Source organism: Pseudomonas sp. A, from assembly GCF_056270345.1.
On the sequence record NZ_CM149873.1, the window covers coordinates 1,629,287 to 1,652,998 of the forward strand.

The window sequence follows — 23,712 nt, forward strand, 5'->3', positions numbered from 1 at the left end:
AGTGCTTCTCTGTAGCTTCCAGGACGCCCAACAAAGGCGCCAGTCGGCCGGTTCGGGTTGCGGCCTAGGAAAGATCCCAGGAGGGGGTTATGGGGGCGAGGGAAGGGGGCATGACGCTGCTGGAGGTGCTGCTGGCTGGCACGGTGCTGACGCTGGGGTTGTTCGCATCGGCGGCCTTGCAACTGCGTGGCCTACAGGCGGTCGAGGGGGCTCGGCGGGAAGCGCAGGTGCTGCAATTGGCCCAGGGCATGTTGGAGCGGGTCAGGGCTGCCGGGGCGCTCGAGGCGGGCGAGGAAGCAGCCTGGCAGTCGCGCCTGACCCTGGTGCTCGGTGGTGCGGCGCACGGGCGCATGAACCTGGCCGGGGGCGTGCTGGTGCTGGACGTCGATTGGCCGGGCCTGGGCGAGGGCCGGCAGTCGCTGAGCGTGCAGGGCAGGGTGCTGCCATGAGGCGCCGGCAGGCGGGTTTGGGCCTGGTCGAGGCACTGCTGGCCCTGGTGCTGGGCCTGATGCTGCTGGTGGCCGCCGGCCAGGTATTCGTCTCGGCGTATCAGGCCTTGCAACTGCAAGGTGCGGCGGCGCGCCTGCAGGATGACGCCCGCCTGGCCTTGCAGCGAATGGCCGAGGATATTCGCCAGGCGGGGATGTTCGGTTGCCTGCGTCTTGAAGCCGAGGACTTTGCCGATCCTGGCGCGGCCCAGGCTTTCGCCTCGCCCATTGAGATCATGGGCGACAGCCTGACCCTGGTCGGCGCCGAGTTGCCCGGGTTGCTCGGCAGCCCGGACTGGACCGTGCTCAGCGACTGCCGCAGTTGGGCGCGGGTGCAGCCCGGGCAGCACGTCGGGGACGGCGAGTTGCTGGCGCTGCCGGTGCGCCGGGTGACCTATCGGGTGCGCAACGGCAGCCTGATGCTCACCAGCAATGCGCAGCATGCCAGTCTCATCGACCAGGTGCGGGCGCTGGAGGTCAACCGTGTCGAGGCGGGCGCGGGCGAGCGCCTGGATATCCGCCTGACCCTGGATGACCGGCAGCATGGGCTCGAGCAGCAGCATTCGCTGAGCGTGGCCCTGCGCAACCCGGGAGCCGAGTCGTGACGGGGCAGCGTGGCATCGTGCTGGTGCTGGCGTTGATCCTGAGCCTGCTGTTCGGCCTGCTGGCAACCCTGGCGCTGCGGGAGGCACTATTGCAGCAACGCCAGGCAGGCGATCAACTGGCCGGCGCACGAGCCTTCGAGCAGGCGGAGGCAGCCTTGCTCGAAGGTGTGGAACTGCTGGCAGGCGGCATCCCGGTCCCATGTCAGGCCTGTCCGCCGCCAAGTCCACCTGATACGCAGCCTTCCCCACCCTGGCTGGCGACCCAAAGTGGCTTCGTTTACCTGCAAACCCTGGGAGACAGCCTGCGTGTCGCGGGCCAGCCCGTCGGGGACAGGCTGACGCTGGTCCGGGTGACGGCGGTGGGCCTTCAAACCCGCGCGCGGCAACTGCTGGAGGCGGTCTATGCCATCGACGATGACGGCGCGGTGAAGCGGATCAGCTGGCGCCAGCGCCTGGGGGAGGGCTGAGATGCAGCGCGGCCTTGGTCTGATCGAATTATTGATTGTCGTGGCGCTGATCGGCATGCTGGCAGCCATTGCCTACCCCAGCTACAGCGACCAGTTGCGGCGCGCCGCGCGAAGCGAAGCGGTCGGCCTGCTGCAGGACGCGGCATTGCGCCTGGAGCAGCACCGCGCCCGCGTGGGCGGTTATGCCGACAACGAGCAACTGACCACCGTGTTGCCCACGGGCACACGCTACTACCGTCTGCAGGCCTGGCGCGACACTGACCGGTTCAGCCTGCGCGCCAGCCGTGTGCCCGAGGCTTTCATGGCGGACGACCGTTGCGGCGACTTCCTGCTCGACCAGGCGGGCGTGCGCGATAACACGGGCGCGGGCGACCAGGCGTGCTGGGGAAGCTGAAGATCATGAGGTGCCCAGGCACCGTGGAATTACTTCAGGTGTTGGATCGAACCATGAGCAAGCAAGTAGTGATTGTTGGCGGCGGTGTCATCGGCCTGCTGACCGCGTTCAACCTGGCGGCGGATGTCGATCGGGTGGTGGTGTGCGACCAGGGCGAGGTGGGGCGGGAGTCGTCCTGGGCCGGTGGCGGGATCGTCTCGCCGCTGTACCCGTGGCGCTACAGCCCGGCGGTGACCGCCCTGGCGCACTGGTCGCAGGATTTTTATCCACAGCTGGGCGAGCGCCTGTTCGCCAGCACCGGGGTCGACCCCGAGGTGCACACCACCGGGCTCTACTGGCTGGACCTGGATGACGAAGCCGAGGCCCTGGCCTGGGCCGCGCGTGAGCATCGCCCGCTCAGCGCAGTGGATATCTCGGCGGCCTACGACGCCGTGCCGGTGCTTGGCCCGGGTTACCGCCATGCCATCTACATGGCGGGCGTGGCCAACGTGCGCAACCCGCGCCTGGTGAAGTCGCTGAAGGCCGCGTTGCAGGCGTTGCCGAACGTGACCCTGCGCGAGCATTGCCAGATCAGCGGGTTCGTCCATGAAGGTGGCCGCGTTACCGGTGTGCAGACCGAGGACGGAGTGATCGCCGCCGACGATGTGGTGCTCAGTGCCGGAGCCTGGAGCGGCGACCTGCTGCAGACCCTCGGGCTGACGCTGCCGGTGGAGCCGGTGAAGGGGCAGATGATCCTGTTCAAGTGCGCCGAGGACTTCTTGCCGAGCATGGTCCTGGCCAAGGGGCGCTATGCGATCCCGCGTCGCGACGGGCATATCCTGGTGGGCAGTACGCTGGAGCATGCCGGCTACGACAAGACCCCGACCGGGGATGCGTTGGAGAGCCTGAAGGCCTCGGCGGTGGAGTTGCTGCCGGCGCTGGCGGATGCCGAGGTGGTCGGGCATTGGGCTGGCCTGCGTCCTGGCTCGCCGGAAGGTATCCCGTATATCGGCGTGGTGCCGGGGCATGAAGGGCTATGGCTGAACTGCGGGCATTACCGCAACGGGCTGGTGCTGGCGCCGGCGTCGTGCCAGCTGTTCGGTGATTTGCTGCTGGGGCGCGAGCCGATCATCGATCCGGCGCCGTATGCGCCTGAGGGGCGGTTGGGCTGAGCGCATAACCCACTGTAGGAGCGGCCTTGTGCCGCGAAAGGGTCGCAAAGCGGCCCCGGCGATCTTTGCGTCAACGCTCAAATCCTGGGGCCGCTACGCAGCCCTTTCGCGGCACAAGGCCGCTCCTACAGAGAGAGGGCGTGTAGGCTGTTAGCGTTGCTGGCCTGGCCCTTGTTCCAGATGCTGCTGGCTGCAGTACCACTCCTGGCCACGCTGCAACGCCCGGTCATTGGGCAGGTGCACGCCGCAATGGGCGCAGCGCACCATCTTCAGCGGGTCCTGCAGGCGCGGCTCAGCAGGTGATTGCTGACTGGTCTTGAACTTGCGCCACAGCCAGAACGCGGCGGCGATCAGGGCGATCCAGAAGAGTAGGCGAACCATGGTGTCCAGCTTGTCGAGAAAAGAAGCCGACAGTCTAGGACGCAGGCATGAAAAAAGGGAGGCCTCGGGCCTCCCTTTCTTTGCGTGCGTGGTATCAGTCGAACAGACCGAAGGTCATGTAGCTGAACCACGAGCGGTCCTTCTCGGCTTCCTTCGGACCTTCCGGCAGGATCGGGTCGCCGTTCTCGTCCTTGGGCAGCAGCTCCTGCGGAATCTCGGAGCGGGCATCCTGGAACTGCTTGACCACGTCCTGGTTGGCGCGGGTCTCGCCCGGTGGCAGCGGCGCCTGGGTGTCGATCAGGCCCAGGGTGGCCTTGGACAGCCACGAGCGGTTGCCGTTTTCATCCACTTTGGCGACGAACTGGCCATCGACCAGGCTCGGGTGGTTCGGGTAGTTGAGCTTGAGGGTCTCGAGGCTGGTGGCCGCCAGTTCGTCCAGGTGCATGCGCTGGTACGACTCGACCATCACCGCCAGGCCATCACCCACCGACGGGGTTTCCTGGAAGTTCTCGACCACGTAGCGGCCACGGTTGGCGGCGGCCACATAGGCCTCGCGGCTCAGGTAGTAGTTGGCCACGTGGATCTCGTAGGAGGCCAGCAGGTTGCGCAGGTAGATCATGCGCTGCTTGGCGTCCGGGGCGTAGCGGCTGTTGGGGAAGCGGCTGGTCAGCTGGGCGAACTCGTTGTACGAGTCGCGGGCGGCGCCCGGGTCACGCTTGGTCATGTCCAGCGGCAGGAAGCGCGCCAGCAGGCCACGGTCCTGGTCGAACGAGGTCAGGCCCTTGAGGTAGTAGGCGTAGTCGACGTTCGGGTGCTGCGGGTGCAGGCGGATGAAGCGCTCGGCGGCGGACTTGGCGGCCTCGGGCTCGGAGTTTTTATAGTTGGCGTAGATCAGCTCGAGCTGGGCCTGGTCGGCGTAGCGGCCGAACGGGTAGCGCGATTCCAGGGCCTTGAGCTTGTTCACGGCGCTGGTGTAGCTGGAGTTGTCCAGGTCGGCCTGCGCCTGCTGGTACAGCTCGGCCTCGCTGAGGTTCTCGTCAATGACTTCCTTGTTCGAGGAACAGGCAGCGGTGAGCCCGAGGATGGCGATCAGCAGCAGGTGTTTCACTTGCATGGCGGCTTGCGTCCCTTTGACGGCCGCTGTCTTGGGCGGTGCCGTCCTGTTATGATGAGCGCCCCCGGCCAAACCCCGGGGCAAAAGAAGCCGTATTTAACCACAAGCGCGCAGCCGAAACCAAAGGCTGAACGCCCGTCGATTCGAGCATGTCCGAGATCATTCAACTTAGCGCAGAGGTCCCGTCCGAACTGGGCGGCCAACGCCTCGACCAGGTCGCCGCCCAATTGTTCGGCGAGTACTCGCGTTCGCGCCTGTCCTCGTGGATCAAAGATGGCCGCCTGACCGTCGATGGCGCGGTGCTGCGACCGCGCGACACCGTCCACACCGGCTCCATCCTGGCCCTCGAAGCCGAGCAGGAGGCCCAGGGCGAATGGGTGGCTCAGGACATCGAGCTGGACATCGTCTACGAGGACGACCAGATCCTGGTGATCAACAAGCCCGCCGGGCTGGTGGTCCACCCGGCGGCCGGTCATCCCGATGGCACCTTGCTCAACGCCCTGCTGCACCATGTGCCGGACATCGTCAACGTGCCGCGCGCCGGCATTGTGCACCGCCTGGACAAGGACACCACCGGTCTGATGGTGGTGGCCAAGACCCTGCAGGCGCAGACCAACCTGGTCGACCAGCTGCAAAAACGTTCGGTCAGCCGCATCTACGAGTGCATCGTGGTCGGCGTGGTGATCGCCGGCGGCAAGATCGACGCGCCGATCGGCCGTCACGGCGGCGAGCGCCAGCGCATGGCGGTGACCGAGGGCGGCAAGCCGGCCGTCAGCCACTACCGCGTGCTCAAGCGCTTCCGTTCGCACACCCATGTGCGGGTCAAGCTGGAAACCGGGCGCACCCACCAGATCCGTGTGCACATGGCACATGTCGGCTATCCGCTGGTCGGCGACCAGACCTACGGTGCACGCTTCCGCATCCCGCCGGCCGCCAGCGTGGCCATGGTCGAGGCGGTCAAGCACTTCCCGCGTCAGGCCCTGCACGCGCGTTTCCTGGCGCTGGACCACCCGACCACGGGTGAGCGCATGGAGTGGAAGTCGGAGTTGCCGGATGACTTCCAGTGGTTGCTGTCGCTGCTCGACCAGGACCGCGAGAGCTTCATCGGATGAGTGGCCTGGCGCAGTCGCTGATCCTCCCCGACTGGCCGGCCCCGGCCTCGGTTCGCGCCTGCGTCACCACCCGCGAGGGCGGCGTCAGCCTGTCGCCCTACGAATTCTTCAATCTTGGCGACCATGTGGGCGATGACCCGCAGGCGGTCGCCGAGAACCGTCGTCGCCTGAGCGACGAATTCGCCATCCAGCCGGCCTGGCTCAAGCAGGTGCATGGGTTGGTGGTGGCGGATGCCAACCCCGCCGTGGTTGCCGAAGCCGATGCCAGCTGGACGGACCAGCCGGGCATTGCCTGCACCGTGATGACCGCCGATTGCCTGCCTGCGCTGTTCTGCGACCGTGCCGGTACCCGTGTGGCAGCTGCCCATGCCGGCTGGCGCGGGCTGGCCGGTGGCGTGCTGGAGGCCGCCCTCGACCGCCTGGCGCTGGCGCCTGAAGAGGTCATGGTGTGGCTGGGCCCGGCCATCGGGCCGCAGGCGTTCGAGGTGGGCATGGAAGTGCGCGATGCCTTTACCGCCGTGCATCCCGAGGCCGCCGCAGCCTTTGTTGACGGCGAGCGTCCTGGCAAGCTGATGGCCGATATCTACCAGCTGGCGCGGATCCGCCTGGCGGCGCGTGGCGTTACCGCCGTTTATGGTGGCGGGTTCTGCACGGTCAGTGACCCGCGTTTCTTCTCCTATCGTCGCACTCCGCAGGGTGGGCGCTTCGCTTCGTTGGTCTGGCTGCAGCCGCGCTGACCTGTACCGGCCCCTTCGCGGGTAAACCCGCTCCCACAGGGGCTGTGTGGTGTGCTGAAGGGCTGTGGAGATCCTGTGGGAGCGGGTTTACCCGCGAAGAACCCAGCGCCGAACCTTCAGGCTGACTCGTGTCAACCCCGCTACGCTTGAATCTTCCAGAATCACCCTTATCTATTGGTCATCTCAGGCAGGTTCTTCATTACAGGTGCTGTCCATCGCTCCGCCTGCCCTTTAAAGGAAGGTATCCCCCATGCGAATAGACCGACTGACCAGCAAGCTGCAACTCGCGTTATCCGACTCCCAATCCCTGGCCGTGGGCATGGACCATCCGGCCATCGAGCCCCTGCACCTGCTGCAGGCGCTGATCGACCAGCAGGGCGGTTCGATCAAGCCGCTGCTGATGCAGGTCGGCTTCGACATCAACAGCCTGCGCAAGGCGTTGACCAAGGAGCTCGACCAACTGCCGAAAATCCAGAATCCCACGGGCGATGTGAACATGTCCCAGGACCTGGCGCGCCTGCTCAACCAGGCCGACCGCCTGGCCCAGCAGAAGGGCGACCAGTTCATCTCCAGCGAACTGGTGCTGCTCGCCGCCATGGACGAGAACAGCAAGGTCGGCAAGCTGCTGCTCGGCCAGGGCGTGAGCAAGAAGGCCCTGGAGAACGCCATCAACAACCTGCGCGGCGGCGCGGCGGTGAACGACGCCAACGCCGAGGAATCGCGCCAGGCCCTGGACAAGTACACCGTCGACCTGACCAAGCGCGCCGAAGAAGGCAAGCTGGACCCGGTGATCGGCCGTGACGACGAGATCCGCCGCACCATCCAGGTGCTGCAACGCCGCACCAAGAACAACCCGGTGCTGATCGGCGAGCCCGGCGTGGGCAAGACCGCCATCGCCGAGGGCCTGGCCCAGCGCATCATCAACGGCGAGGTGCCCGACGGCCTGAAAGGCAAGCGCCTGCTGGCCCTGGACATGGGCGCGCTGATCGCTGGCGCCAAGTACCGCGGCGAGTTCGAAGAACGCCTCAAGGGCCTGCTCAACGAACTGAGCAAGCAGGAAGGCCAGATCATCCTGTTCATCGACGAACTGCACACCATGGTCGGCGCCGGCAAGGGCGAGGGCGCCATGGACGCCGGCAACATGCTCAAGCCGGCCCTGGCCCGTGGCGAGCTGCATTGCGTTGGCGCCACCACGCTCAACGAATACCGCCAGTTCATCGAGAAGGACGCCGCCCTCGAGCGCCGCTTCCAGAAGGTGCTGGTGGAAGAGCCGAGCGAGGAAGACACCATCGCCATCCTGCGCGGCCTGAAAGAACGCTATGAAGTGCACCACAAGGTGGCCATCACCGACGGCGCGATCATCGCCGCGGCCAAGCTCAGCCACCGCTACATCACCGACCGCCAGCTGCCGGACAAGGCCATCGACCTGATCGACGAAGCGGCCAGCCGTATCCGCATGGAGATCGACTCCAAGCCGGAAGTGCTCGACCGCCTCGACCGTCGCCTGATCCAGCTGAAGGTGGAATCCCAGGCGCTGAAGAAAGAAGAAGACGAAGCGGCGAAGAAACGCCTGGAGAAACTGACCGAGGAAATCGACCGCCTGGAGCGCGAGTATGCCGACCTCGAAGAGATCTGGGCCTCGGAAAAAGCCGAGGTACAGGGCTCGGCGCAGATCCAGCAGAAGATCGAGCAGGCGCGCCAGGAGCTGGAAGCCGCCCGCCGCAAGGGCGACCTCAGCCGCATGGCCGAGCTGCAGTACGGGGTGATCCCGGACCTGGAGCGCAGCCTGCAGATGGTCGACCAGCACGGCAAGACCGACAACCAGCTGCTGCGCAACAAGGTCACCGAGGAAGAGATTGCCGAAGTGGTGTCCAAGTGGACCGGTATCCCGGTGGCCAAGATGCTCGAGGGTGAGCGCGAGAAGCTGCTGAAGATGGAAAGCCTGCTGCATGAGCGGGTGATCGGCCAGGACGAGGCGGTGACCGCCGTGGCCAACGCCGTGCGCCGTTCCCGCGCCGGGCTGTCCGACCCGAACCGCCCCAGCGGCTCGTTCCTGTTCCTTGGGCCCACCGGCGTGGGCAAGACCGAGCTGTGCAAGGCGCTGGCCGAGTTCCTGTTCGACACCGAAGAGGCCATGGTGCGCATCGACATGTCCGAGTTCATGGAGAAACACTCCGTGGCTCGCCTGATCGGCGCTCCACCAGGCTACGTGGGCTATGAAGAGGGCGGCTACCTGACCGAGGCCGTGCGCCGCAAGCCGTACTCGGTGGTGCTGCTCGACGAGGTGGAGAAGGCCCACCCGGATGTGTTCAACGTGTTGCTGCAGGTGCTGGAAGACGGCCGCCTGACCGACAGCCACGGCCGTACCGTGGACTTCCGCAACACGGTGATCGTGATGACCTCCAACCTGGGCTCGGCGCAGATCCAGGAACTGGCCGGTGATCGCGAGGCACAGCGCGCGGCGGTGATGGACGCGGTGGGTTCGCACTTCCGTCCGGAGTTCATCAACCGGATCGACGAAGTGGTGGTGTTCGAGCCCCTGGGCCGCGAGCAGATCGCTGGTATCACCGAGATCCAGCTCGGCCGCCTGCGCGGTCGCCTGGCCGAGCGCGAGTTGAGCCTGAGCCTGAGCCCGGAGGCGTTGGACAAGCTGATCGCCGTCGGTTACGACCCGGTGTATGGCGCACGGCCGCTCAAGCGTGCGATCCAGCGCTGGATCGAGAACCCGCTGGCGCAGTTGATCCTGTCTGGCGAGTTCCTGCCGGGTGCGGCGATCACCGCGAAGGTGCATGGCGAAGAAATCGTCTTCGCCTGATCATTAGCAGCCATGGACGAGCCCCGCACATGCGGGGCTCTTTTTTATGTGTTTGCCTGTGCTGGCCTCTTCGCGGGCAAGCCCGCTCCCACAGGGATCTCACAAGCTTTGATCGTGGTGCGGTACCTGTGGGAGCGGGTTTACCCGCGAAGAGGCCGGTACAGGCCCAGAAAAACCGGGCCTTTTCGGGCTTTCCAGATAACTTGCTGAAATTTTTGAAAAAAATGCTTGCACAAAATTCAGAGTGCCCCTAATATTCGCCCCGCTGTCAGGCACTGAGCGAATCACCAGCAACATCGGGGATCGCAAAACAACTTACAAATCAGTAAGTTGAACGAAAAAAAGTGGTTGACAAGCAAAACGAAGAATGTAGAATAGCCGGCCTCAGCAGCGACAACGCGAAAGCGAAGCAGCTAAAGAGTTCGAAGCTAACACAGACTTCGAAGCAGTAAAGATGTACCGAAGTTCAGTTCCGCGATAGCTCAGTCGGTAGAGCAAATGACTGTTAATCATTGGGTCCCTGGTTCGAGTCCAGGTCGCGGAGCCAATCTCGGGGTGTAGCGCAGTCCGGTAGCGCGCCTGCTTTGGGAGCAGGATGTCAGGAGTTCGAATCCCCTCACCCCGACCATTTTCCGGGTCGTTAGCTCAGTTGGTAGAGCAGTTGGCTTTTAACCAATTGGTCGTAGGTTCGAATCCTACACGACCCACCATGTAAAAAGGGCATCTCGAATGAGATGCCCTTTTTCTTTTGTCCGCGATTTATATTCCCACCCTTGCTACCCTGTGGCCTTTGCCCGCAGGAGCGCCACGCATGTCCCTCAAAGCCCGTGTTTTCATCGCCACCAGCCTGGATGGCTACATCGCCCGTGAAGACGGCGGCCTCGATTGGCTGATGGGCGCCACCCAATCCACCGACGACCATGGCTACGCCGGGTTCATGGCGGGCGTCGACACGCTGGTGATGGGGCGCGGGACCTTCGACAAGGTCATGACCTTTGGTGAGTGGCCGTATCCGGATACGCGTGTTGTGGTGGTCAGCAGCACCCTTGAGGCCTTGCCCAAGGGCGTATCGGGGCAGGTCGAGCTGCACCCCGGGCCGATCCCGGCGTTACTGGAGCACCTGCAGGCGACGGGCGCAAAAAGCCTGTACCTGGATGGCGGCAAGCTGATTCAGGGGTTCTTGCGCGAGGGGCTGGTGGACGAGATGACCATCACCCGCATTCCCGTGCTGCTGGGGCAGGGGATTCCGTTGTTCGGGGATTTGGCGAAGGATGTGCTGTTGCAGCACATGAAGACGACCAGTTACGAGAGTGGGTTTGTGCAGAGCACGTATCGCGTGGTCAGGTGAATCGCAGGGGCCGCTGTGCGGCCCTTTCGCGGCACAAGGCCGCTCCTACAGGCGATCGCGTCCCCCTGTAGGAGCGGCCTTGTGCCGCGAAAGGGCTGCGCAGCAGCCCCAAAATCTCAAAGCCTCAGTGCAGTTTGAGTCGCGGCTCAGTCCCACGCCCAATCTTGCTACCCAGCATCATCATCGCCGTGCGGAAGAACCCATACAACGCCATCTGGTGCATCCGGTACAGCGACACATAGAACATCCGCGCCAGCCAGCCCTCCAGCTTCACGCTGCCCATCAGGTTACCCATCAGGTTGCCCACCGCCGAGAAGCGCGACAGCGATACCAGCGAGCCGTAGTCCTTGTACTCGTAGGTCGGCAGCGCCTTGTTCTCCAGGCGCGCCTTCAGGCTCTTGGCCAGCAGCGAAGCCTGCTGGTGCGCGGCCTGGGCCCGTGGCGGCACGTTGCGGTCGCTGCCCGGCTGCGGGCAGGCGGCGCAGTCGCCGAAGGCGAAGATATTGTCGTCGCGGGTGGTCTGCAGGGTCGGGCGCACCACCAGCTGGTTGATGCGGTTGGTTTCCAGGCCGTCGATGTCCTTGAGGAAGCCCGGCGCGCGAATGCCCGCCGCCCATACCTTCAGGCTGGCCTGGATCACTTCGCCGGCCGCCGTCTTCAGGCCATCCTCGGTCACTTCGCTGACCGCGGCGTTGGTCATCACCGTCACCCCGAGTTTTTCCAGGGTCTTGTGCACCGGCACGCTGATGCGCTCCGGCAGCGCCGGCAGCACCCGTGGGCCGGCCTCGATGAGGGTGATGTGCATGTCTTTCGGCTGGATCTTGTCCAGGCCATAGGCCGCCAGCTCGTGGGCGGCGTTGTGCAGCTCGGCCGCCAGCTCGACACCCGTGGCGCCGGCACCGACGATGGCCACGCTGATCTTCTCGCTGGCCACATCACCCGCGTGGGCACGCAGGTAATGGTTGAGCAGCTGCTGGTGGAAGCGCTCGGCCTGCTTGCGGCTGTCGAGGAACAGGCAGTGCTGCGCCGCGCCCAGGGTGCCGAAGTCGTTGGTGTTGCTGCCCACGGCGATCACCAGGCTGTCGTAGCCGATGGTGCGCGCAGGCAACAGCTCACGGCCCTCGTCGTCGAGGGTCGCGGCCAGCTGGATCAGCTTGCTTTCACGGTCCAGGCCGCTCATGCGGCCCATCTGGAAGTTGAAGTGGTTCCACTTGGCCTGGGCCACGTAGTTCAGTTCGTCTTCCGAGGAGTTCAGCGAACCGGCCGCCACTTCGTGCAGCAGGGGCTTCCAGATGTGCGTCAGGTTGGCATCAACCAGGGTGATCTCGGCCTGTTTGCGCTTGCCCAGGCTTTTACCCAGGCGGGTCGCCAGTTCCAGGCCGCCGGCGCCGCCGCCGACAATCACGATGCGATGAGTCATGGGGATATCTCACAAGTTTTACGGAATTCGTGGACACAAGGTCCGGCCGCGTCCGGCATGAGGGGCGGGCGAGCGCAAGGCAGCTCATAGCACCAGTCCACTCAGCAGGCGGCTCAACAGGCCCAGACCGATGGTCACGGCCACCACCAACAACAGGAGCAGCAACGGCCGGAAGGGCCTGCGCTCGACTTGATGCTGGGGCGCGCTCAGATACTCATCGACGCGACGCTGATCTTCGGGATTCAGGCGGCTGGTCATGGTGGGCCTCGTCAGATAGACGTTTGTGACTGCGTGTACGCCACAGCGTTCACGCAAACGCATAGGTCGAATGATAATGCTTTCTATCCCTGGCGCCGAGTGTACGTGATCGCAAAGACACCCGGCACTGGATCAAAGACTGATACCTACGTCGAACACGATGCTGCGCCCCAGGTTGCCGCGCAGGAAATCCGGCGCGTCCGGGTGGGCGAACAGCACCCTTGCGAAGGTCGGCCCCACCAGCGACAGCGACCGCCAGCCCTGGCGCAGATATTCGGTGGGCGGCGGGAAATGGCTGTTGAGGTCGAGCACTTCGCGCTTGAGGCTGGAGAAGGCGATGATGTCCAGCTCGCCCAGGTCCAGCCCGCGTTCGCGGTAGTTGTGCGATTTCTTGCGCAAGGTGGGCGCCAGGCGCGCCAGCAGTTCCTGGGCGCTGATCCGCCGGGGCCGCTGCTCGCGGCGCACCAGCTGGGCCAGGGAAAACGCGCTGCGCCGCCGTTGCAGCTCCTCGCGCCATTCATCGTTGAGCCGCCGGCCCTCGTCGAGCACGAAGAACACCTCGAACGCCGCGTCGCGGAACAGTACGTCCGGCGGCTCCTGCCCGGCCGGGGTGAAGTCCTCGCTGCGGTAGGGAATGTTCAGCCCTTGCAGCAGGCGCTGGCAGACCCAACGCTCGCGTTCCCATTTGCGGGCATTGGACAGGAACGCATTGGCTTGTTCGGCCTGGATGGTAAGCAGGCGCAGGTAGTCTGAGTCATCCATGGGGACAAGCTTAGTCGCTAATTGATGACGGTAAGATGCTGTTTGTGCGTGGGAATCAGCCCAGCGTCAGCCACTGCTGCACGACTCCGAACAAGTGCAGCAGCCCACCGCCCACGCAGATCGCCGAACTGACCGCAATGAAACGCCGGCTGCGCCCGGTTCCGGCCAGCAACAGCGGCCCCAGCAGGCCACGGGCCAGGTACACCAGGGTGATCAGGCAGATGATCGGCATCAGCAATGGCAAGGGCGCGATCACACCGGCTGCCGATAGCGCGTAGGCGGCCCAGACCAGCAGTACCGATGCGATCACCAGGGTGACCAGGGCAGGGTAGGCGCGCCCTTGCTCGGCGGCCCGGGCCATGCGCTCGCCTGCGCCGAACAGACGGTACCAGCGCGGGCCCACGGCGATGACCATCAGGTGCAGTACCCCCGCGATGGCGCTGAACAGCGCGCCCAGCAGCAAGGGTAGGTTGATGCCTTCGGTCATCGGGGATGCGTCCTGCAGCGAAAGGAGGTGTCAGCCTATAGCAACCGGACGAAAGGGAGAATGGGTGTAGACTCAGGCTTGTCCACATGGCCGACAGGGATATTGTTCAGGTGATCAGCGCACAGGTCTTGTCCAGCACCAGCCTCACCCTTGGCTGGCTCGGTTACGTGCCCCTGCTGGTCTGGGCCGCCAGCCGCACGCGCTGGGTGGAGCTGTTTACCGATACCCGCCGCCAGCACTTGCTGTTTGGCACGGTGTTCTGCTTGTTTGTGTTGTGGCTGGTGCGGCGCGATTTCGATACCGGTGTGTCGTACCACTTCATCGGCATGACTGCCGTCACCTTGCTGTTGGATTGGCCGCTGGCGGTGCTCGGTGGCTTCCTGGCCCAGCTCGGCCTGTTGCTGCTCGGTCGCCAGGACCTCGCCGCCATTGGCGTCAACGGTCTGCTGATCGTCGGCTTGCCGGTGCTGGTCACCGAGGTGTGCGCAATCCTGGTCGAGCGCGCCCAGCCGCGTAACCTGTTCGTGTATATCTTCTGTTGCGGGTTCTTCCCTGCCGCGCTGACCGTGCTGGTGTGCCTGGCGGCCGGGCTGGGGGTGTTGTGGATGGACGAGCGGTTCGCCATGCCGGAGTGGCTGAGCGACTTTGTTGGCTACCTGTGGCTGATGATGTTCCCCGAGGCGTTTATCAATGGCACCGTGATCAGTGCCCTGGTGGTGTTCTGCCCCGAGTGGCTGGAGACGTTTAACCGCAGCCGATATTTGCAGGCGCCCTGGAAGGATGAAGAGCGCTGACATGAATCCATGTCCGGGTCCTGTGGGAGCGGGTTCACCCGCGAAGCAGGCGACTCGGTGCATGGCACCGGCTTTGCCGGTGTTCGCGGGTAAACCCGCTCCCACAGGTCCCTGCTAATTCAATGAATGATGGGTGGGCCCACATGGCCGCCCATTCGCGACCGCGGCATCCCACGGTCATGTAGAGGTGACGCAATTCCCTGTGGGAGCGGGTTCACCCGCGATTGAGTGACCTCGGCCTGTCGTTTCTCAATCCGAATCATCACGAAAATAGCGTGAGCGTTTGAACAGCAAGCGCTGGCCGACCAGCATGAACAACATCCCCCACAGGCCGCCATCGAGCTGCAGCACTTGCCGTTCACCCAATTGGGAGCAAGTGGTGATGCCGACCACCATGAAGATGATGTACACAGCCCTTCGCAACCCTTTAGGGCGGCACAGCCAGTCGAGCAGTACGCCTGCCGCCAATCCGTAAGCGATGAAATACAGTTCTGGCATGTTGGCGTCCTGCTCGGATGACCAGCAGCAAGGGAGAATGGCTGGTGCATCGAACGATGCCAATGGATAGGGCGAGCGCCTATTCAGCGCGGTCTGATTAACAGGTAAGAAATGTCTGAGGCTTGAACGCCGGCCTCCCAGTTAATGGACGACCGGCGTGGGAGCGGGCTTGCCCCGCGATTGCGGTGGTGCTCACACCACCAAGCCCAGCTTAGTGCCGCGGCTCCAGATCCCCCGAATACAACTCATCCTCGGACTCTTCGGCCCCCGCGATCTTGTGCTCCTCGGCCGCCCAGGCCCCCAGGTCGATCAGCTTGCAGCGGTCCGAGCAGAACGGCCGGAACGGGCTCTTCTCCCCCCATTCCACGGGCGCCCCACAGGTTGGGCAATCAACGGTCATCGGCTGGCTCATGGCTGGCCTCCTCGCAAAGTCAGGTAAAAGTGGTGCAGGCGGTCGATCTCGTCGTGCAGTGATTGCAGGTCACGATCGTTGACCACCACGTCATCGGCATGGCGCAGGCGCTCTTCCCGGGCCAGCTGGGCCTTGAGAATCGCCTGCACCTGCTCGGGGCTGGTGTTGTCCCGCTGCAGGGTGCGCTGCACCTGCAACTCGGTCGGCGCATCGATCACCAATATGCGCTGGGTCTTGCTGAACTGCCCCGACTCGATCAACAGCGGCGACACATACACCGCATAGGGCGTCTCGGCCTTGGCCAGGTAGCTGAAGATCTCCTGGCCGATCAGCGGGTGCAGCAGCTGCTCCAGCCATTGCCGTTGCGCAGGATCCGCGAAGATCTGCTGGCGCAGGGCGCCACGGTCGAGCTGGCCGTCCTCCAGCAGCACGCCGGGGCCGAAGCGCTCGACGATACGGGCCAGGGCAGGGCGCCCCGGCTCGACAACCCAGCGCGCGGCCTGGTCGGCATCGACCAGGTGCACGCCCAGCTCGACGAAACGCTCGGCGGCGGCGCTCTTGCCGCTGCCGATGCCGCCGGTCAGGCCGAGAATCCAGGGGGTGAAAGGCGCTGTGCTCATCAGGTTCCAAGCAGTTGCAGGTAAGAAGCGACTATTTCATCACCCCAGAGCAATGCGATCCACCCCGCAATGGCCAGATAAGGCCCGAAAGGCAATGCAGCGCCCATTTGCGTACGTTTCAACCGTACCAGCGCCAGCCCGATCAGCGCCCCAACCAGGGAGGCCAGCATCAAGGTCAGCGGCAAAATCTGCCAACCACCCCAGGCCCCGAGCATGGCCAGCAGCTTGAAGTCGCCAAAGCCCATGCCCTCCTTGCCGGTCACCAGCTTGAACACCCAGTACACCGTCCACAGGCTCAGATAACCCGCCACAGCACCCCACACTGCATCGGCCAGCGGCACCAGCAGCCCGAAGGCGTTGACCACCAGCCCCAGCCACAACAGCGGCAGCACCAGCACATCCGGCAGCAACTGGTGCTCGGCATCGATCAGGCTCAAGACGATCAGCCCCCAGGTCAGCAGCATCACCGCCAGCGCCTCCACGCCCGGCCCGAAATGCCACGCCACCAGCAGCGACAGCAGGGCGGTGGCCAGTTCCACCAGTGGATAACGCGCACTGATCCGCGCCTTGCACCCCGAGCAACGCCCGCGCAAGGCCAGGTAACTCAGCACCGGAATGTTTTCCCACGCCCGGATCGGGCGCTGGCAATGGGGGCAACGCGACGCCGGCAAACACAGGTCGAAGCGCTCGTGCTCGGCCTGCGGCAGCCCCAGCACCTCCTGCGCCTCGCGCTGCCACTGGCGCTCGAGCATCAGCGGCAGCCGATACGCCAGCACATTGAGAAAACTGCCCACCAGCAACCCCAGCACCGCGGCCAGGGCATAAAAGAACGGCGGATGATCGATGACGACGGCCCAGGCATTCATGTTCAGATCAGGCTACCCAACTGGAAGATCGGCAAGTACATCGCCACGACAAGGCCCCCCACCAGCAGCCCGAGGATCAGCACGATGGCCGGCTCCAGCAGCGTGGTCAACTGCTCCAGCGTCTGGCTCACCTGCTCTTCGTAATGTAGCGCGGCCTTGTCCAGCATGGTGTCGAGGGTGCCGCTGGCCTCACCGACCGCCACCAGCTGGCGCAGCAGCGGCGGAAACAGCCCGTCCGCCTCCATCGCCTGTTGCAGGCTGGCCCCATTGGCCACGCCCTGGCGCAACGCCAGGATCGCCCGCTCATGCAGGCAGTTGCCACTGACCGGCGCCACCGTTGCCAGCGCATCCAGCAACGCCACGCCCGCTGTATAAGAGGTCGCCAGGCTGCGCGCAAACCGCGCCAACGCCGCCTGCCCGAGCAAGGTGCCAACCACCGGCACCCGCAGCCCCCAGCGCACCATCCACAGCCGCGCCGGCAGATGCCGCCGATAAGCCTCCCGCCCGCCAACCCCCAACACAGTTATCAACAGCACCAGCCACCCCACGTGATTGCCCAGCCCTGTGGATAAATCGATCACCCACTGGGTGAACGCCGGCAGCGCCTTGTCGAAACTGGCGAACAGCCCCTGAAAGCGCGGCACCACCTCCAACAGCAACAACGCCGCCACCCCGAGGCCGGTCAGCAGCAACAGCGCCGGATACAGCATCGCCTTGCGCACCTTCTGCCGCAGCGCCTGGCGCTTCTCCAACATCCCCGCCATCTGCTCCAGTTGCCGGTCCAGCGTGCCCGACTGCTCGCCCACCCGCACCAGGTTGCAGTACAGCGCATCGAACCACGCCGGATGCCGCTGCAACGCCTCCGCCAGCCCAAGCCCCGCCGCCACATCCTGTTTCAACCGCGCCAGCAACGCCGCCATGCCGCTGTCCACCGTGCTGAGCGCCATCACCTCGAACGCCTGCAGCAACGGTACCCCCGCCGTCAGCAAGGTCGCCAGCTGCCGACTGAACCCCGGCGCATCCGCCTTGCCCGCCCGCTGCGGCCAACGCCACTGCAACCCACCCGCCAACCTCACCCGCGTGGCCCGGATGCCCTGGCGTTGCAGCCAGGCCTGCACGAACGCCGGGCTGCGCCCCGGTTGCTGGCCGTGTTGACGAGCGCCGGAGGCATCGATGCCCTCCCAGGCGTAGAGGCGGGTAGACGGTGGCATGCGAAGGTCCTTTGCAGTGCGGCGACAAGCCCCGTTACAGCTTGCCGGGCCCGAGGGCGGGCGCGTTTCCATGACGCTCACTAGAGTAGTTCAGCGAAGATGATGCCCTGCCGTGCAGGGGTGACAAAAGGTGTCGGTTCAGGCCTACTGCGCGCCTGCCGGCCGGGGCGCAACCCAAGATGAAATGCGCCGACCGCGCCTCCATGTATTACGAAGGAAGACCGTTCATGAAAGGGCAACGAGGTATCACCCTGATCGAACTGATGATCGTCGTCGCGATCATCGGCATCCTGGCGACCATCGCCATCCCCATGTACACCAACCACCAGGCCCGCGCCAAAGCCGCCGCGGCGCTGCTGGAAATCTCCGCACTGAAAACGCCGATGGACATCCGCCTGAACGAAGGCAAGGACGTGCCCGACGTCGCCAGCCTCGGCGGCCAGCCCGCCACCGCCCATTGCGCGATCACCGCCAGCGGCACGGCGGCCGACGGCACCGCCAGCATCGCCTGCACCCTGGCCGACGCACCGGCCAATGTGCTGGGCAAGACCGTGACCCTGGCCCGCACCCAGGCAGGGTGGAGCTGCGTGACCACGGTGGAGGAAGACCTCGCGCCGAATGGCTGCAAGGCGCCGTGAAAGTGAGGTGAAACAGGGGTTTGCGTAACGAGCACGGCAATGGTACGTTGCGCAACACGCCGGTGTAGCTCAGTCGGTAGAGCAGCGCACTCGTAACGCGAAGGTCGCAGGTTCGATTCCTGTCTCCGGCACCAGAAATCAAGAAGGCTTGCAGCGATGCAGGCCTTTTTTGCGCCTCGCAAAAGGCGATAGGCCCAGGGCAAGCGAGTCGCCCGCTGAAACAAATTACCGAGTACCGGTGGTTTGACCTATCCAGGCAAATCTTCGAGGATGAGCACCGAGGACTGCAAACGCGCATGTTTGGGCATGGCTTGCCAGTAATTGGCCCCCCGAATCCGGCAGCAGTGAAGCTGGCACTCACTGACGTAGGGACAGTCGATAGGCCCCACCATATGGCCGTTGATTTGACTGGGTTCTGACCTTAAGGATCGTAGATCCGGAAACTAAAGAATCGCTGCGACTACAGCCTCATTGACATCCGAAGGCGACCCCACAAGGGTCGCCTTTTCTTTTGCCCAATCGATCATGATTTCACCAACGTTGGTTCCTCGTGGGGTGGGCTGGGGCGTCCAGGTCACTACCGAGTAATGGAATCCGAGTACGCGATCTCCCTCGCGTGGTTCTAACCCCGTATTAGGCTCTGCGCTCGTGCGCGCCGCCATCATGGTTAGCGGTTTCAAGCTGCCGCCGTTCAGAATTAGACGAAGGCTAAGGCGTTTTCGTAGTTGGAAAAAAATCTCGACTGACAGATTATGTCAAGCTGGAGGCCATGTTTTCTCACAGATGAACGCTTTCATACTTGCTAGCTTTGGCAAATCCGAAAATTGTGCGTGCGACCCTGTGAATTGTTAGTAAGAAATTTCTTAAAATCGGTTTAACCAGGATAGGTTTTTACGAATGGATGATAAAAATACAACTTCATACAAGCAGCCCACGAAAACTTTGGCTCGATCCAACGCGCTGACCCATGCTGTAAAACTTTTAACCACTCGTAGACAGAAGTCGGCTATAGCCTCTAGAACTTATGTGCGCACAGCGAGAAAATTATGCAGTATTCTAGATTACGGCGAATATCAGTTGGCCGCTGATCGCTGTTTGGATCGTGATGTGACAGCATGGGAAGATTTCCGGGCTTCTGTAGTTGGTCGATTAAAAGCGAGAGATCTAACCATTGCATATCTCGCGGGGCCTGAGCCCATGAATGACATAAAAACATTGATTGATCTAGGGGTGAGTGCTGAAAATATTTGGGCCTTTGAAATTTTGGATGTTGAATTTGAACGAGCCCTCAAGGAGGTTCGTGATAGTAATATTAGGGGCGTCAAATTAATAAAAATGAAAATGGAGGAGTACTTCGCGGCCACTCCCCGGAGATTTGATATTATATACTACGATGCTTGTGCGACATTTCCTAGTAGCGATAAAAGAACTCTACAAATCGTATCTTCAATTTTTCGAAACTCGTCACTGAACCCTTTGGGGGTACTTATTACTAACTTTAGTGCGCCAGACACCAATAAAGAATCCGACCTGCATAAATATTCGCACTTGATAGCATCATATCTTTACCCAAAGCGAACTTTGGACGCGACCTCAGGAAAAAGATTCTATGCTGGAGCCAGTGCGGAAGAGCATGGGATGTGGGTTTCCGAGACGACTATGCACGATCTTGATGAAGATGATTCTTCTACAGTGGATCACGAAGATGATTCTTCTATAGTGGAGGACGAGGAGCCAGGTTATGAGCTCCTATTCGACAAGGTAAAGTCGAACTTTGATTTTTATTATGGCTCTTATATAACGCGGCAGATAATGGATATAGGATCTATTATCGCCCCCACAGAGAGACTGATCAACAGCAAGCTGTGGGATAATATGTTTTTGAAAAAAGAAGAGGTCATTGCCTCGGCCAAAAAAAATCTGTTGGGGAATGAGTGCGGCTACGTTCATGAAGGAGGCAATTTTTCGCTGTTAAGAACAATTGATTTTCTTGATGTTTATGAGGGGCAAAATGTTCCATATTCGGATGGCGAACGGAACTTTTTTCGTCGATGGATGCAGCAACTAGTTGATACCAGTGGAAACGAAAAGAAAGCCATCGAAACTATTCTCGCTTTTTATGCTTGCAAAGAGGATAAGGGTTTGTGGCGGGCGGGGATGCTAGATGTTCGGGACTTCAATTATCGGTTAGAAATGCCTCAGCTATGCGATGTGCCCACTGAGGGCTTAGGCTTTTATCCGTTATTTGCACAGTTTTCCTATCCGAAGCATTTGAATATTAAAGAGGCTAAACGGTTTACGTATGTCGCCGATGGTAAAAAGAACCGGATGTTCCTTGATGTCCTTCCTTTTGATGAGTGTAGGTATATCTATGACTGGCTATCTTCCGGTCATTTGGTTGCTAGTGACCTTGAAGTGATGTCTACCCAGTTGACCTTCAGGCTTGCACTGGATGCTTTGGTTAAAAATAATCATAACTACCAAGATGACTATCTTTATGGAGGGCATGCATTGCCAATTTCTTCCATTGAAGAAAGCTCGCTTAAAAAGCGTATTGACTTGAATGAAAAGCTTACATCCTAATTTAGCAGTCCGTGCATCATACCTTCCTGAAGTTTAATGAGTATCAGGCAGGCTAAATTAGAGGTTCGTGTGAGTCTTTTCTGGTTTAACTGGTTGCTGAGTATGAAAATTGCCAATCTGGCCATTGGCTGGCATTTCATTGCCAACTAGATAAATATGTATATTACAAGCTAATTCAGTAGTAACTCAATGACCGCTTCTGGCCGATAGCGGTCAGTCGTGACCGGCTGCTATCGACCCGTAGCAGCCCTTCATGTCGGGGCAGCTTGCGGCCAGTAGTAGTCTTCGAGTGGCTACCGAAGCTGGGGCGACTCAGCCTGCCATTCCCTTACGACCAGCCCACAGCGCCACTCAGCGAACTGAGATTATTCAGCCTCAGGAAACAGATACCACTTCCAGCTTATTACCAGCGGCGATGACCTTGCCTTCATCGTGATAGCAAGCTCAGATCATCGCTGGTACGCCAAGCAAGGCTTGGGGCCCGTACTGCACGACTTCCCAGTCAAACGCCTTTTTGAGATCTACAGAACGTAACCGATCCATGAACCCCACCTACCGCAAGGTGGGAACCAAGGTTACCGTGGCACCTCTGGCGAACAGTTCCATGGCAGCAGCGCTTCGTAGTCTGCTACTGACGACGCATGGGGCAGTCGCTCAAATACGTGGCGCAGCCATGTATAGGGCTCTTGGCCGTTGGCTTTGGCGGTTTCGACCAAGCTGTAGATCCGAGCGCTGGCCGTGGCTCCCTTGGGCGTGTCACTGAACAGCCAAGCCTTGCGCCCGATCACAAACGGCTTTATGGCCCGCTCTGCCAGGTTGTTGTCGATCGGCAGGTGGCCCGCCTCGACGTAGCGCTCCAGGCGGTTCCAGTTGTTTGCCAGGTAATGCACCGCCTTGCCCAGTACGCTTTGCAGTGTCACTTGCGAGTGTGTCTTGTCGAGCCAACTTTTCAACTGCTCGAGGATCGGCAGGCTTCGTTCCTGACGACCAATGAATCGCTGTTCATCGCTGGCATCCTTGAGGTCGCGTTCGATGCCATACAATTTGTTGATCATCGCCAGCGCGACATCGGCGCGACCGGTCTTGCCCTTGGGCTGCACTTTCTGCGCCTCGACGAATTTACGGCGGGCGTGCGCCATACACGCCAGTCGTTCAACGCCTGGCTGTAACCCCAAAGCGTTATAACCGGCGTAATCATCGGTCATCACGTAGCCGCGATAGCCCTCCAGCAGGCGCAGCGGCACATCCTGCGCGCGGCTGGTGGTGTAATCGAACAGCACAACTTGTCGATCAGGCGGGCCACTGGCCTGCACCCACATCCAGGATTGAGTGGTCGGATCACGATCCGGCTCTTTGAGCACCTGCACTCGTGTTTCGTCGCAATGAATCACCGGGCTTTCCAGCAGGCGGTCACGCATCAGGTTCAGCAGTGGCTGGAAGTGTTCGCTGCACTGGATGACCCAGCGGGCCAGGGTTTGCCGAGGGATCTCGATGCCATGTCGGTTCAGCACCGTCTCGAAGCGGTGCAGTGGCAGACCATCAACGTACTTGGTGGTCAGCAACATGGCCAGCACGCTGGGACTGGCCATGCTCTTTTCGATCAACTGGGCCGGCTTGTCAGCAGTGACCGGCGCGGCTTCGCAACCATGGCAGCCATAGACTTTGCGCACGTGTTTGAGCACACGGATCTGCATCGGCACGATGTCGAGTTGTTCGCTGGTTTGCTCGCCAATCACATGCTTGCGGCAACCACAGGCGCAAGTCAGTTCGTGCTCAGGCAAGTCATGAATGACTTCAATACGTGGCAGGTCGGCCGACAGTGGTTTGCGTTTGCCGCGTTTTTTGGTTGGCGCAACAACTTCTTCGTCGGCATCATCAGCGGCAGGTACCCACTGGCTTTCGGGTTCGTTGAACAACGCCAGTTGGGGTGTGTTGGACTCGACGGTTTGCTCGGACTTGCGATTGAACAGTCGATCGCGCAGCAGCTTGACCTGTTCTTTAAGATCGACGATCTGGCCTTTATCGACCGTGCGCTCGGCCAACAACTGCGTAAGCAGTAGTTTGAGCGCGTCAGGGTCGTCAGGAAGGTCATCGGGTACTGAAATCATGTCCCGGATTATACCGGGTCAGGCGACGAAACGGGGTGTCAAAACCTGATGCGGACGGTTGCGCCAGAGATCGAAACCGTCGAGGAGCCAATTCAGTTCCTGGACGGTCAGAACGATGGCTTCGTCGGTGGCGTCGGGTGAGGTTTTGAAACGCTCGGCTTCGAGGCGCTTGAGCCAAAGGCAGAAGCCGTTGCGCTCCCAATACAACACCTTGATGCGGTTGCGGGCTTTATTGAGGAAGACGAAAAGTACGGGGTCGAATACCGCGACTTTGATATCCAGCTCGACCAGCGCGGTGAGGCCGTCGATGGACTTTCGAAAGTCCACGGGTTTGGGATAGAGGTAGACTTTTTCAACTTTGCTGTCGGGGCGCATCATGACTTGCGGGCTCCAGAAAGAAATCGGGAGCGCAGCATCGGGCGTCAGCTATTCAGTTGGAATGT

25 protein-coding genes and 4 tRNA genes are annotated in these 23,712 nt (G+C 62.0%); 16 read left to right on the forward strand and 13 right to left on the reverse strand.

The features are described 5' to 3' along the window. The first annotated feature begins 110 nt into the window (after positions 1 to 110). The 5 genes from AC0MAZ_RS07370 to thiO are packed head-to-tail and all read left to right on the forward strand — an operon-like array spanning position 111 to position 3,105. A complete protein-coding gene (locus tag AC0MAZ_RS07370) occupies positions 111 to 449 on the forward strand; it encodes a hypothetical protein (RefSeq protein ID WP_475860777.1) in 339 nt (112 codons plus the stop codon). Then, positions 446 to 1,093 (forward strand): PilW family protein, encoded by a 648-nt coding sequence (locus tag AC0MAZ_RS07375; RefSeq protein WP_475860778.1) that lies wholly within the window; start codon positions 446 to 448, stop codon positions 1,091 to 1,093. The genes AC0MAZ_RS07370 and AC0MAZ_RS07375 overlap by 4 nt, the downstream gene beginning before the upstream one ends. Next, positions 1,090 to 1,560: a hypothetical protein gene (locus tag AC0MAZ_RS07380; RefSeq protein WP_203648043.1), complete on the forward strand. Its 471-nt coding sequence runs from the start codon at positions 1,090 to 1,092 to the stop codon at positions 1,558 to 1,560. Before AC0MAZ_RS07375 ends, AC0MAZ_RS07380 begins: the two co-directional genes overlap by 4 nt. A 1-nt stretch (position 1,561) precedes the next feature. Continuing rightward, on the forward strand, positions 1,562 to 1,954 hold the full coding sequence (locus AC0MAZ_RS07385) for a type IV pilin protein (RefSeq protein WP_475860779.1): 393 nt from the start codon (positions 1,562 to 1,564) through the stop codon (positions 1,952 to 1,954). A 53-nt stretch (positions 1,955 to 2,007) separates the two neighbouring features. Next, positions 2,008 to 3,105 carry a glycine oxidase ThiO gene (gene thiO, locus AC0MAZ_RS07390; RefSeq protein ID WP_475860780.1) on the forward strand — a complete coding sequence of 366 codons (1,098 nt, stop codon included), beginning with the start codon at positions 2,008 to 2,010 and terminating at the stop codon, positions 3,103 to 3,105. A 150-nt stretch (positions 3,106 to 3,255) separates the two neighbouring features. Here the strand turns inward: thiO and AC0MAZ_RS07395 are convergent, their stop codons facing one another. After that, on the reverse strand, positions 3,256 to 3,486 hold the full coding sequence (locus AC0MAZ_RS07395; protein WP_050703666.1) for a PP0621 family protein: 231 nt from the start codon (positions 3,484 to 3,486) through the stop codon (positions 3,256 to 3,258). Between the two features lie 94 nt (positions 3,487 to 3,580). Next, positions 3,581 to 4,600 (reverse strand): outer membrane protein assembly factor BamD, encoded by a 1,020-nt coding sequence (locus AC0MAZ_RS07400; protein WP_050703667.1) that lies wholly within the window; start codon positions 4,598 to 4,600, stop codon positions 3,581 to 3,583. Positions 4,601 to 4,749: 149 nt separating this feature from the next. On the opposite strand from AC0MAZ_RS07400, the gene rluD reads away from it, so the two are divergent. The 7 genes from rluD to AC0MAZ_RS07435 all read left to right on the forward strand — a co-directional run bounded on the left by rluD (position 4,750) and on the right by AC0MAZ_RS07435 (position 10,612). After that, entirely contained in the window at positions 4,750 to 5,712 is a 963-nt protein-coding gene (gene rluD, locus AC0MAZ_RS07405; RefSeq protein WP_203648040.1) for a 23S rRNA pseudouridine(1911/1915/1917) synthase RluD, read from the forward strand. Next, complete coding sequence (pgeF, locus tag AC0MAZ_RS07410) at positions 5,709 to 6,449, forward strand: peptidoglycan editing factor PgeF (protein WP_475860781.1); 741 nt, start codon at positions 5,709 to 5,711, stop codon at positions 6,447 to 6,449. The genes rluD and pgeF overlap by 4 nt, the downstream gene beginning before the upstream one ends. 250 nt (positions 6,450 to 6,699) lie before the next feature. After that, on the forward strand, positions 6,700 to 9,264 hold the full coding sequence (clpB, locus tag AC0MAZ_RS07415) for an ATP-dependent chaperone ClpB (RefSeq protein WP_475860782.1): 2,565 nt from the start codon (positions 6,700 to 6,702) through the stop codon (positions 9,262 to 9,264). Positions 9,265 to 9,735: 471 nt separating this feature from the next. Beyond that, positions 9,736 to 9,811 (forward strand) — tRNA-Asn (locus AC0MAZ_RS07420). Positions 9,812 to 9,815: 4 nt separating this feature from the next. Continuing rightward, positions 9,816 to 9,892: transfer RNA gene (locus AC0MAZ_RS07425), tRNA-Pro, on the forward strand. A gap of 6 nt (positions 9,893 to 9,898) precedes the next feature. Then, positions 9,899 to 9,974, forward strand: a tRNA-Lys gene (locus tag AC0MAZ_RS07430). 101 nt (positions 9,975 to 10,075) lie between these two features. Further along, positions 10,076 to 10,612: a dihydrofolate reductase family protein gene (locus AC0MAZ_RS07435; RefSeq protein ID WP_203648038.1), complete on the forward strand. Its 537-nt coding sequence runs from the start codon at positions 10,076 to 10,078 to the stop codon at positions 10,610 to 10,612. A gap of 124 nt (positions 10,613 to 10,736) precedes the next feature. On the opposite strand, the gene AC0MAZ_RS07440 is transcribed toward AC0MAZ_RS07435, so the two are convergent. The 4 genes from AC0MAZ_RS07440 to AC0MAZ_RS07455 form a co-directional block, all read right to left on the reverse strand. After that, positions 10,737 to 12,032 (reverse strand): NAD(P)/FAD-dependent oxidoreductase, encoded by a 1,296-nt coding sequence (locus AC0MAZ_RS07440; protein WP_110739752.1) that lies wholly within the window; start codon positions 12,030 to 12,032, stop codon positions 10,737 to 10,739. An 84-nt stretch (positions 12,033 to 12,116) separates the two neighbouring features. After that, the gene (locus AC0MAZ_RS07445; protein ID WP_050703672.1) at positions 12,117 to 12,290 is read right to left on the reverse strand and encodes a DUF3094 family protein; all 174 of its coding nucleotides are present in this window, start codon (positions 12,288 to 12,290) and stop codon (positions 12,117 to 12,119) included. 132 nt (positions 12,291 to 12,422) lie between these two features. Then, positions 12,423 to 13,052: a DUF1780 domain-containing protein gene (locus tag AC0MAZ_RS07450; RefSeq protein ID WP_110739751.1), complete on the reverse strand. Its 630-nt coding sequence runs from the start codon at positions 13,050 to 13,052 to the stop codon at positions 12,423 to 12,425. 55 nt (positions 13,053 to 13,107) lie between these two features. Continuing rightward, complete coding sequence (locus AC0MAZ_RS07455) at positions 13,108 to 13,539, reverse strand: hypothetical protein (protein WP_203648037.1); 432 nt, start codon at positions 13,537 to 13,539, stop codon at positions 13,108 to 13,110. An 86-nt stretch (positions 13,540 to 13,625) separates the two neighbouring features. Here AC0MAZ_RS07455 and AC0MAZ_RS07460 point away from each other — a divergent pair, with 86 nt between their 5' ends. Continuing rightward, positions 13,626 to 14,333 (forward strand): energy-coupling factor ABC transporter permease, encoded by a 708-nt coding sequence (locus AC0MAZ_RS07460; protein WP_247284005.1) that lies wholly within the window; start codon positions 13,626 to 13,628, stop codon positions 14,331 to 14,333. Positions 14,334 to 14,582: 249 nt separating this feature from the next. Here AC0MAZ_RS07460 and AC0MAZ_RS07465 read toward each other — a convergent pair whose 3' ends face one another. From AC0MAZ_RS07465 to AC0MAZ_RS07485, 5 genes are all read right to left on the reverse strand, one after another. Next, positions 14,583 to 14,831, reverse strand: coding sequence for a hypothetical protein (locus tag AC0MAZ_RS07465; RefSeq protein ID WP_050703676.1), 249 nt, complete (start codon positions 14,829 to 14,831; stop codon positions 14,583 to 14,585). 211 nt (positions 14,832 to 15,042) lie between these two features. Further along, complete coding sequence (gene yacG, locus AC0MAZ_RS07470) at positions 15,043 to 15,243, reverse strand: DNA gyrase inhibitor YacG (RefSeq protein ID WP_011535705.1); 201 nt, start codon at positions 15,241 to 15,243, stop codon at positions 15,043 to 15,045. Then, positions 15,240 to 15,863, reverse strand: coding sequence for a dephospho-CoA kinase (gene coaE / locus AC0MAZ_RS07475; protein WP_011535704.1), 624 nt, complete (start codon positions 15,861 to 15,863; stop codon positions 15,240 to 15,242). The genes yacG and coaE overlap by 4 nt, the downstream gene beginning before the upstream one ends. Beyond that, positions 15,863 to 16,729 (reverse strand): prepilin peptidase, encoded by an 867-nt coding sequence (locus tag AC0MAZ_RS07480; protein ID WP_475860783.1) that lies wholly within the window; start codon positions 16,727 to 16,729, stop codon positions 15,863 to 15,865. Before AC0MAZ_RS07480 ends, coaE begins: the two co-directional genes overlap by 1 nt. Before the next feature lie 2 nt (positions 16,730 to 16,731). After that, on the reverse strand, positions 16,732 to 17,940 hold the full coding sequence (locus tag AC0MAZ_RS07485) for a type II secretion system F family protein (protein ID WP_475860784.1): 1,209 nt from the start codon (positions 17,938 to 17,940) through the stop codon (positions 16,732 to 16,734). A gap of 227 nt (positions 17,941 to 18,167) precedes the next feature. Between AC0MAZ_RS07485 and AC0MAZ_RS07490 the strand changes: the two genes are divergently transcribed. From AC0MAZ_RS07490 to AC0MAZ_RS07500, 3 genes are all read left to right on the forward strand, one after another. Further along, positions 18,168 to 18,578: a pilin gene (locus AC0MAZ_RS07490; protein WP_062575174.1), complete on the forward strand. Its 411-nt coding sequence runs from the start codon at positions 18,168 to 18,170 to the stop codon at positions 18,576 to 18,578. Between the two features lie 58 nt (positions 18,579 to 18,636). Further along, positions 18,637 to 18,712: transfer RNA gene (locus AC0MAZ_RS07495), tRNA-Thr, on the forward strand. A gap of 763 nt (positions 18,713 to 19,475) precedes the next feature. Next, positions 19,476 to 21,161, forward strand: a complete 1,686-nt coding sequence (locus AC0MAZ_RS07500; protein WP_475860785.1) for a class I SAM-dependent methyltransferase — start codon at positions 19,476 to 19,478, stop codon at positions 21,159 to 21,161. A 575-nt stretch (positions 21,162 to 21,736) separates the two neighbouring features. Here AC0MAZ_RS07500 and tnpC read toward each other — a convergent pair. Both tnpC and tnpB read right to left on the reverse strand, forming a co-directional pair. After that, a complete protein-coding gene (gene tnpC / locus AC0MAZ_RS07505) occupies positions 21,737 to 23,269 on the reverse strand; it encodes an IS66 family transposase (RefSeq protein ID WP_475858570.1) in 1,533 nt (510 codons plus the stop codon). Between the two features lie 18 nt (positions 23,270 to 23,287). Continuing rightward, on the reverse strand, positions 23,288 to 23,647 hold the full coding sequence (gene tnpB / locus AC0MAZ_RS07510) for an IS66 family insertion sequence element accessory protein TnpB (protein WP_009687920.1): 360 nt from the start codon (positions 23,645 to 23,647) through the stop codon (positions 23,288 to 23,290). Positions 23,648 to 23,712: the final 65 nt, after the last annotated feature.

Bases quoted from the DNA above. Each gene is read 5' to 3' on its own strand.
- AC0MAZ_RS07490 (WP_062575174.1), top strand. From the start codon at position 18,168: ATGAAAGGGCAACGAGGTATCACCCTGATCGAACTGATGATCGTCGTC.
- AC0MAZ_RS07460 (WP_247284005.1), top strand. From the start codon at position 13,626: ATGGCCGACAGGGATATTGTTCAGGTGATCAGCGCACAGGTCTTGTCC.
- tnpB (WP_009687920.1), bottom strand. From the start codon at position 23,647: ATGATGCGCCCCGACAGCAAAGTTGAAAAAGTCTACCTCTATCCCAAA.
- AC0MAZ_RS07500 (WP_475860785.1), top strand. From the start codon at position 19,476: ATGGATGATAAAAATACAACTTCATACAAGCAGCCCACGAAAACTTTG.
- AC0MAZ_RS07395 (WP_050703666.1), bottom strand. From the start codon at position 3,486: ATGGTTCGCCTACTCTTCTGGATCGCCCTGATCGCCGCCGCGTTCTGG.
- AC0MAZ_RS07385 (WP_475860779.1), top strand. From the start codon at position 1,562: ATGCAGCGCGGCCTTGGTCTGATCGAATTATTGATTGTCGTGGCGCTG.
- tnpC (WP_475858570.1), bottom strand. From the start codon at position 23,269: ATGATTTCAGTACCCGATGACCTTCCTGACGACCCTGACGCGCTCAAA.
- clpB (WP_475860782.1), top strand. From the start codon at position 6,700: ATGCGAATAGACCGACTGACCAGCAAGCTGCAACTCGCGTTATCCGAC.
- AC0MAZ_RS07435 (WP_203648038.1), top strand. From the start codon at position 10,076: ATGTCCCTCAAAGCCCGTGTTTTCATCGCCACCAGCCTGGATGGCTAC.
- AC0MAZ_RS07455 (WP_203648037.1), bottom strand. From the start codon at position 13,539: ATGACCGAAGGCATCAACCTACCCTTGCTGCTGGGCGCGCTGTTCAGC.
- AC0MAZ_RS07375 (WP_475860778.1), top strand. From the start codon at position 446: ATGAGGCGCCGGCAGGCGGGTTTGGGCCTGGTCGAGGCACTGCTGGCC.
- coaE (WP_011535704.1), bottom strand. From the start codon at position 15,863: ATGAGCACAGCGCCTTTCACCCCCTGGATTCTCGGCCTGACCGGCGGC.
- yacG (WP_011535705.1), bottom strand. From the start codon at position 15,243: ATGAGCCAGCCGATGACCGTTGATTGCCCAACCTGTGGGGCGCCCGTG.
- AC0MAZ_RS07440 (WP_110739752.1), bottom strand. From the start codon at position 12,032: ATGACTCATCGCATCGTGATTGTCGGCGGCGGCGCCGGCGGCCTGGAA.
- AC0MAZ_RS07485 (WP_475860784.1), bottom strand. From the start codon at position 17,940: ATGCCACCGTCTACCCGCCTCTACGCCTGGGAGGGCATCGATGCCTCC.
- AC0MAZ_RS07480 (WP_475860783.1), bottom strand. From the start codon at position 16,729: ATGAATGCCTGGGCCGTCGTCATCGATCATCCGCCGTTCTTTTATGCC.
- AC0MAZ_RS07370 (WP_475860777.1), top strand. From the start codon at position 111: ATGACGCTGCTGGAGGTGCTGCTGGCTGGCACGGTGCTGACGCTGGGG.
- AC0MAZ_RS07400 (WP_050703667.1), bottom strand. From the start codon at position 4,600: ATGCAAGTGAAACACCTGCTGCTGATCGCCATCCTCGGGCTCACCGCT.
- pgeF (WP_475860781.1), top strand. From the start codon at position 5,709: ATGAGTGGCCTGGCGCAGTCGCTGATCCTCCCCGACTGGCCGGCCCCG.
- rluD (WP_203648040.1), top strand. From the start codon at position 4,750: ATGTCCGAGATCATTCAACTTAGCGCAGAGGTCCCGTCCGAACTGGGC.
- AC0MAZ_RS07465 (WP_050703676.1), bottom strand. From the start codon at position 14,831: ATGCCAGAACTGTATTTCATCGCTTACGGATTGGCGGCAGGCGTACTG.
- AC0MAZ_RS07450 (WP_110739751.1), bottom strand. From the start codon at position 13,052: ATGGATGACTCAGACTACCTGCGCCTGCTTACCATCCAGGCCGAACAA.
- thiO (WP_475860780.1), top strand. From the start codon at position 2,008: ATGAGCAAGCAAGTAGTGATTGTTGGCGGCGGTGTCATCGGCCTGCTG.
- AC0MAZ_RS07445 (WP_050703672.1), bottom strand. From the start codon at position 12,290: ATGACCAGCCGCCTGAATCCCGAAGATCAGCGTCGCGTCGATGAGTAT.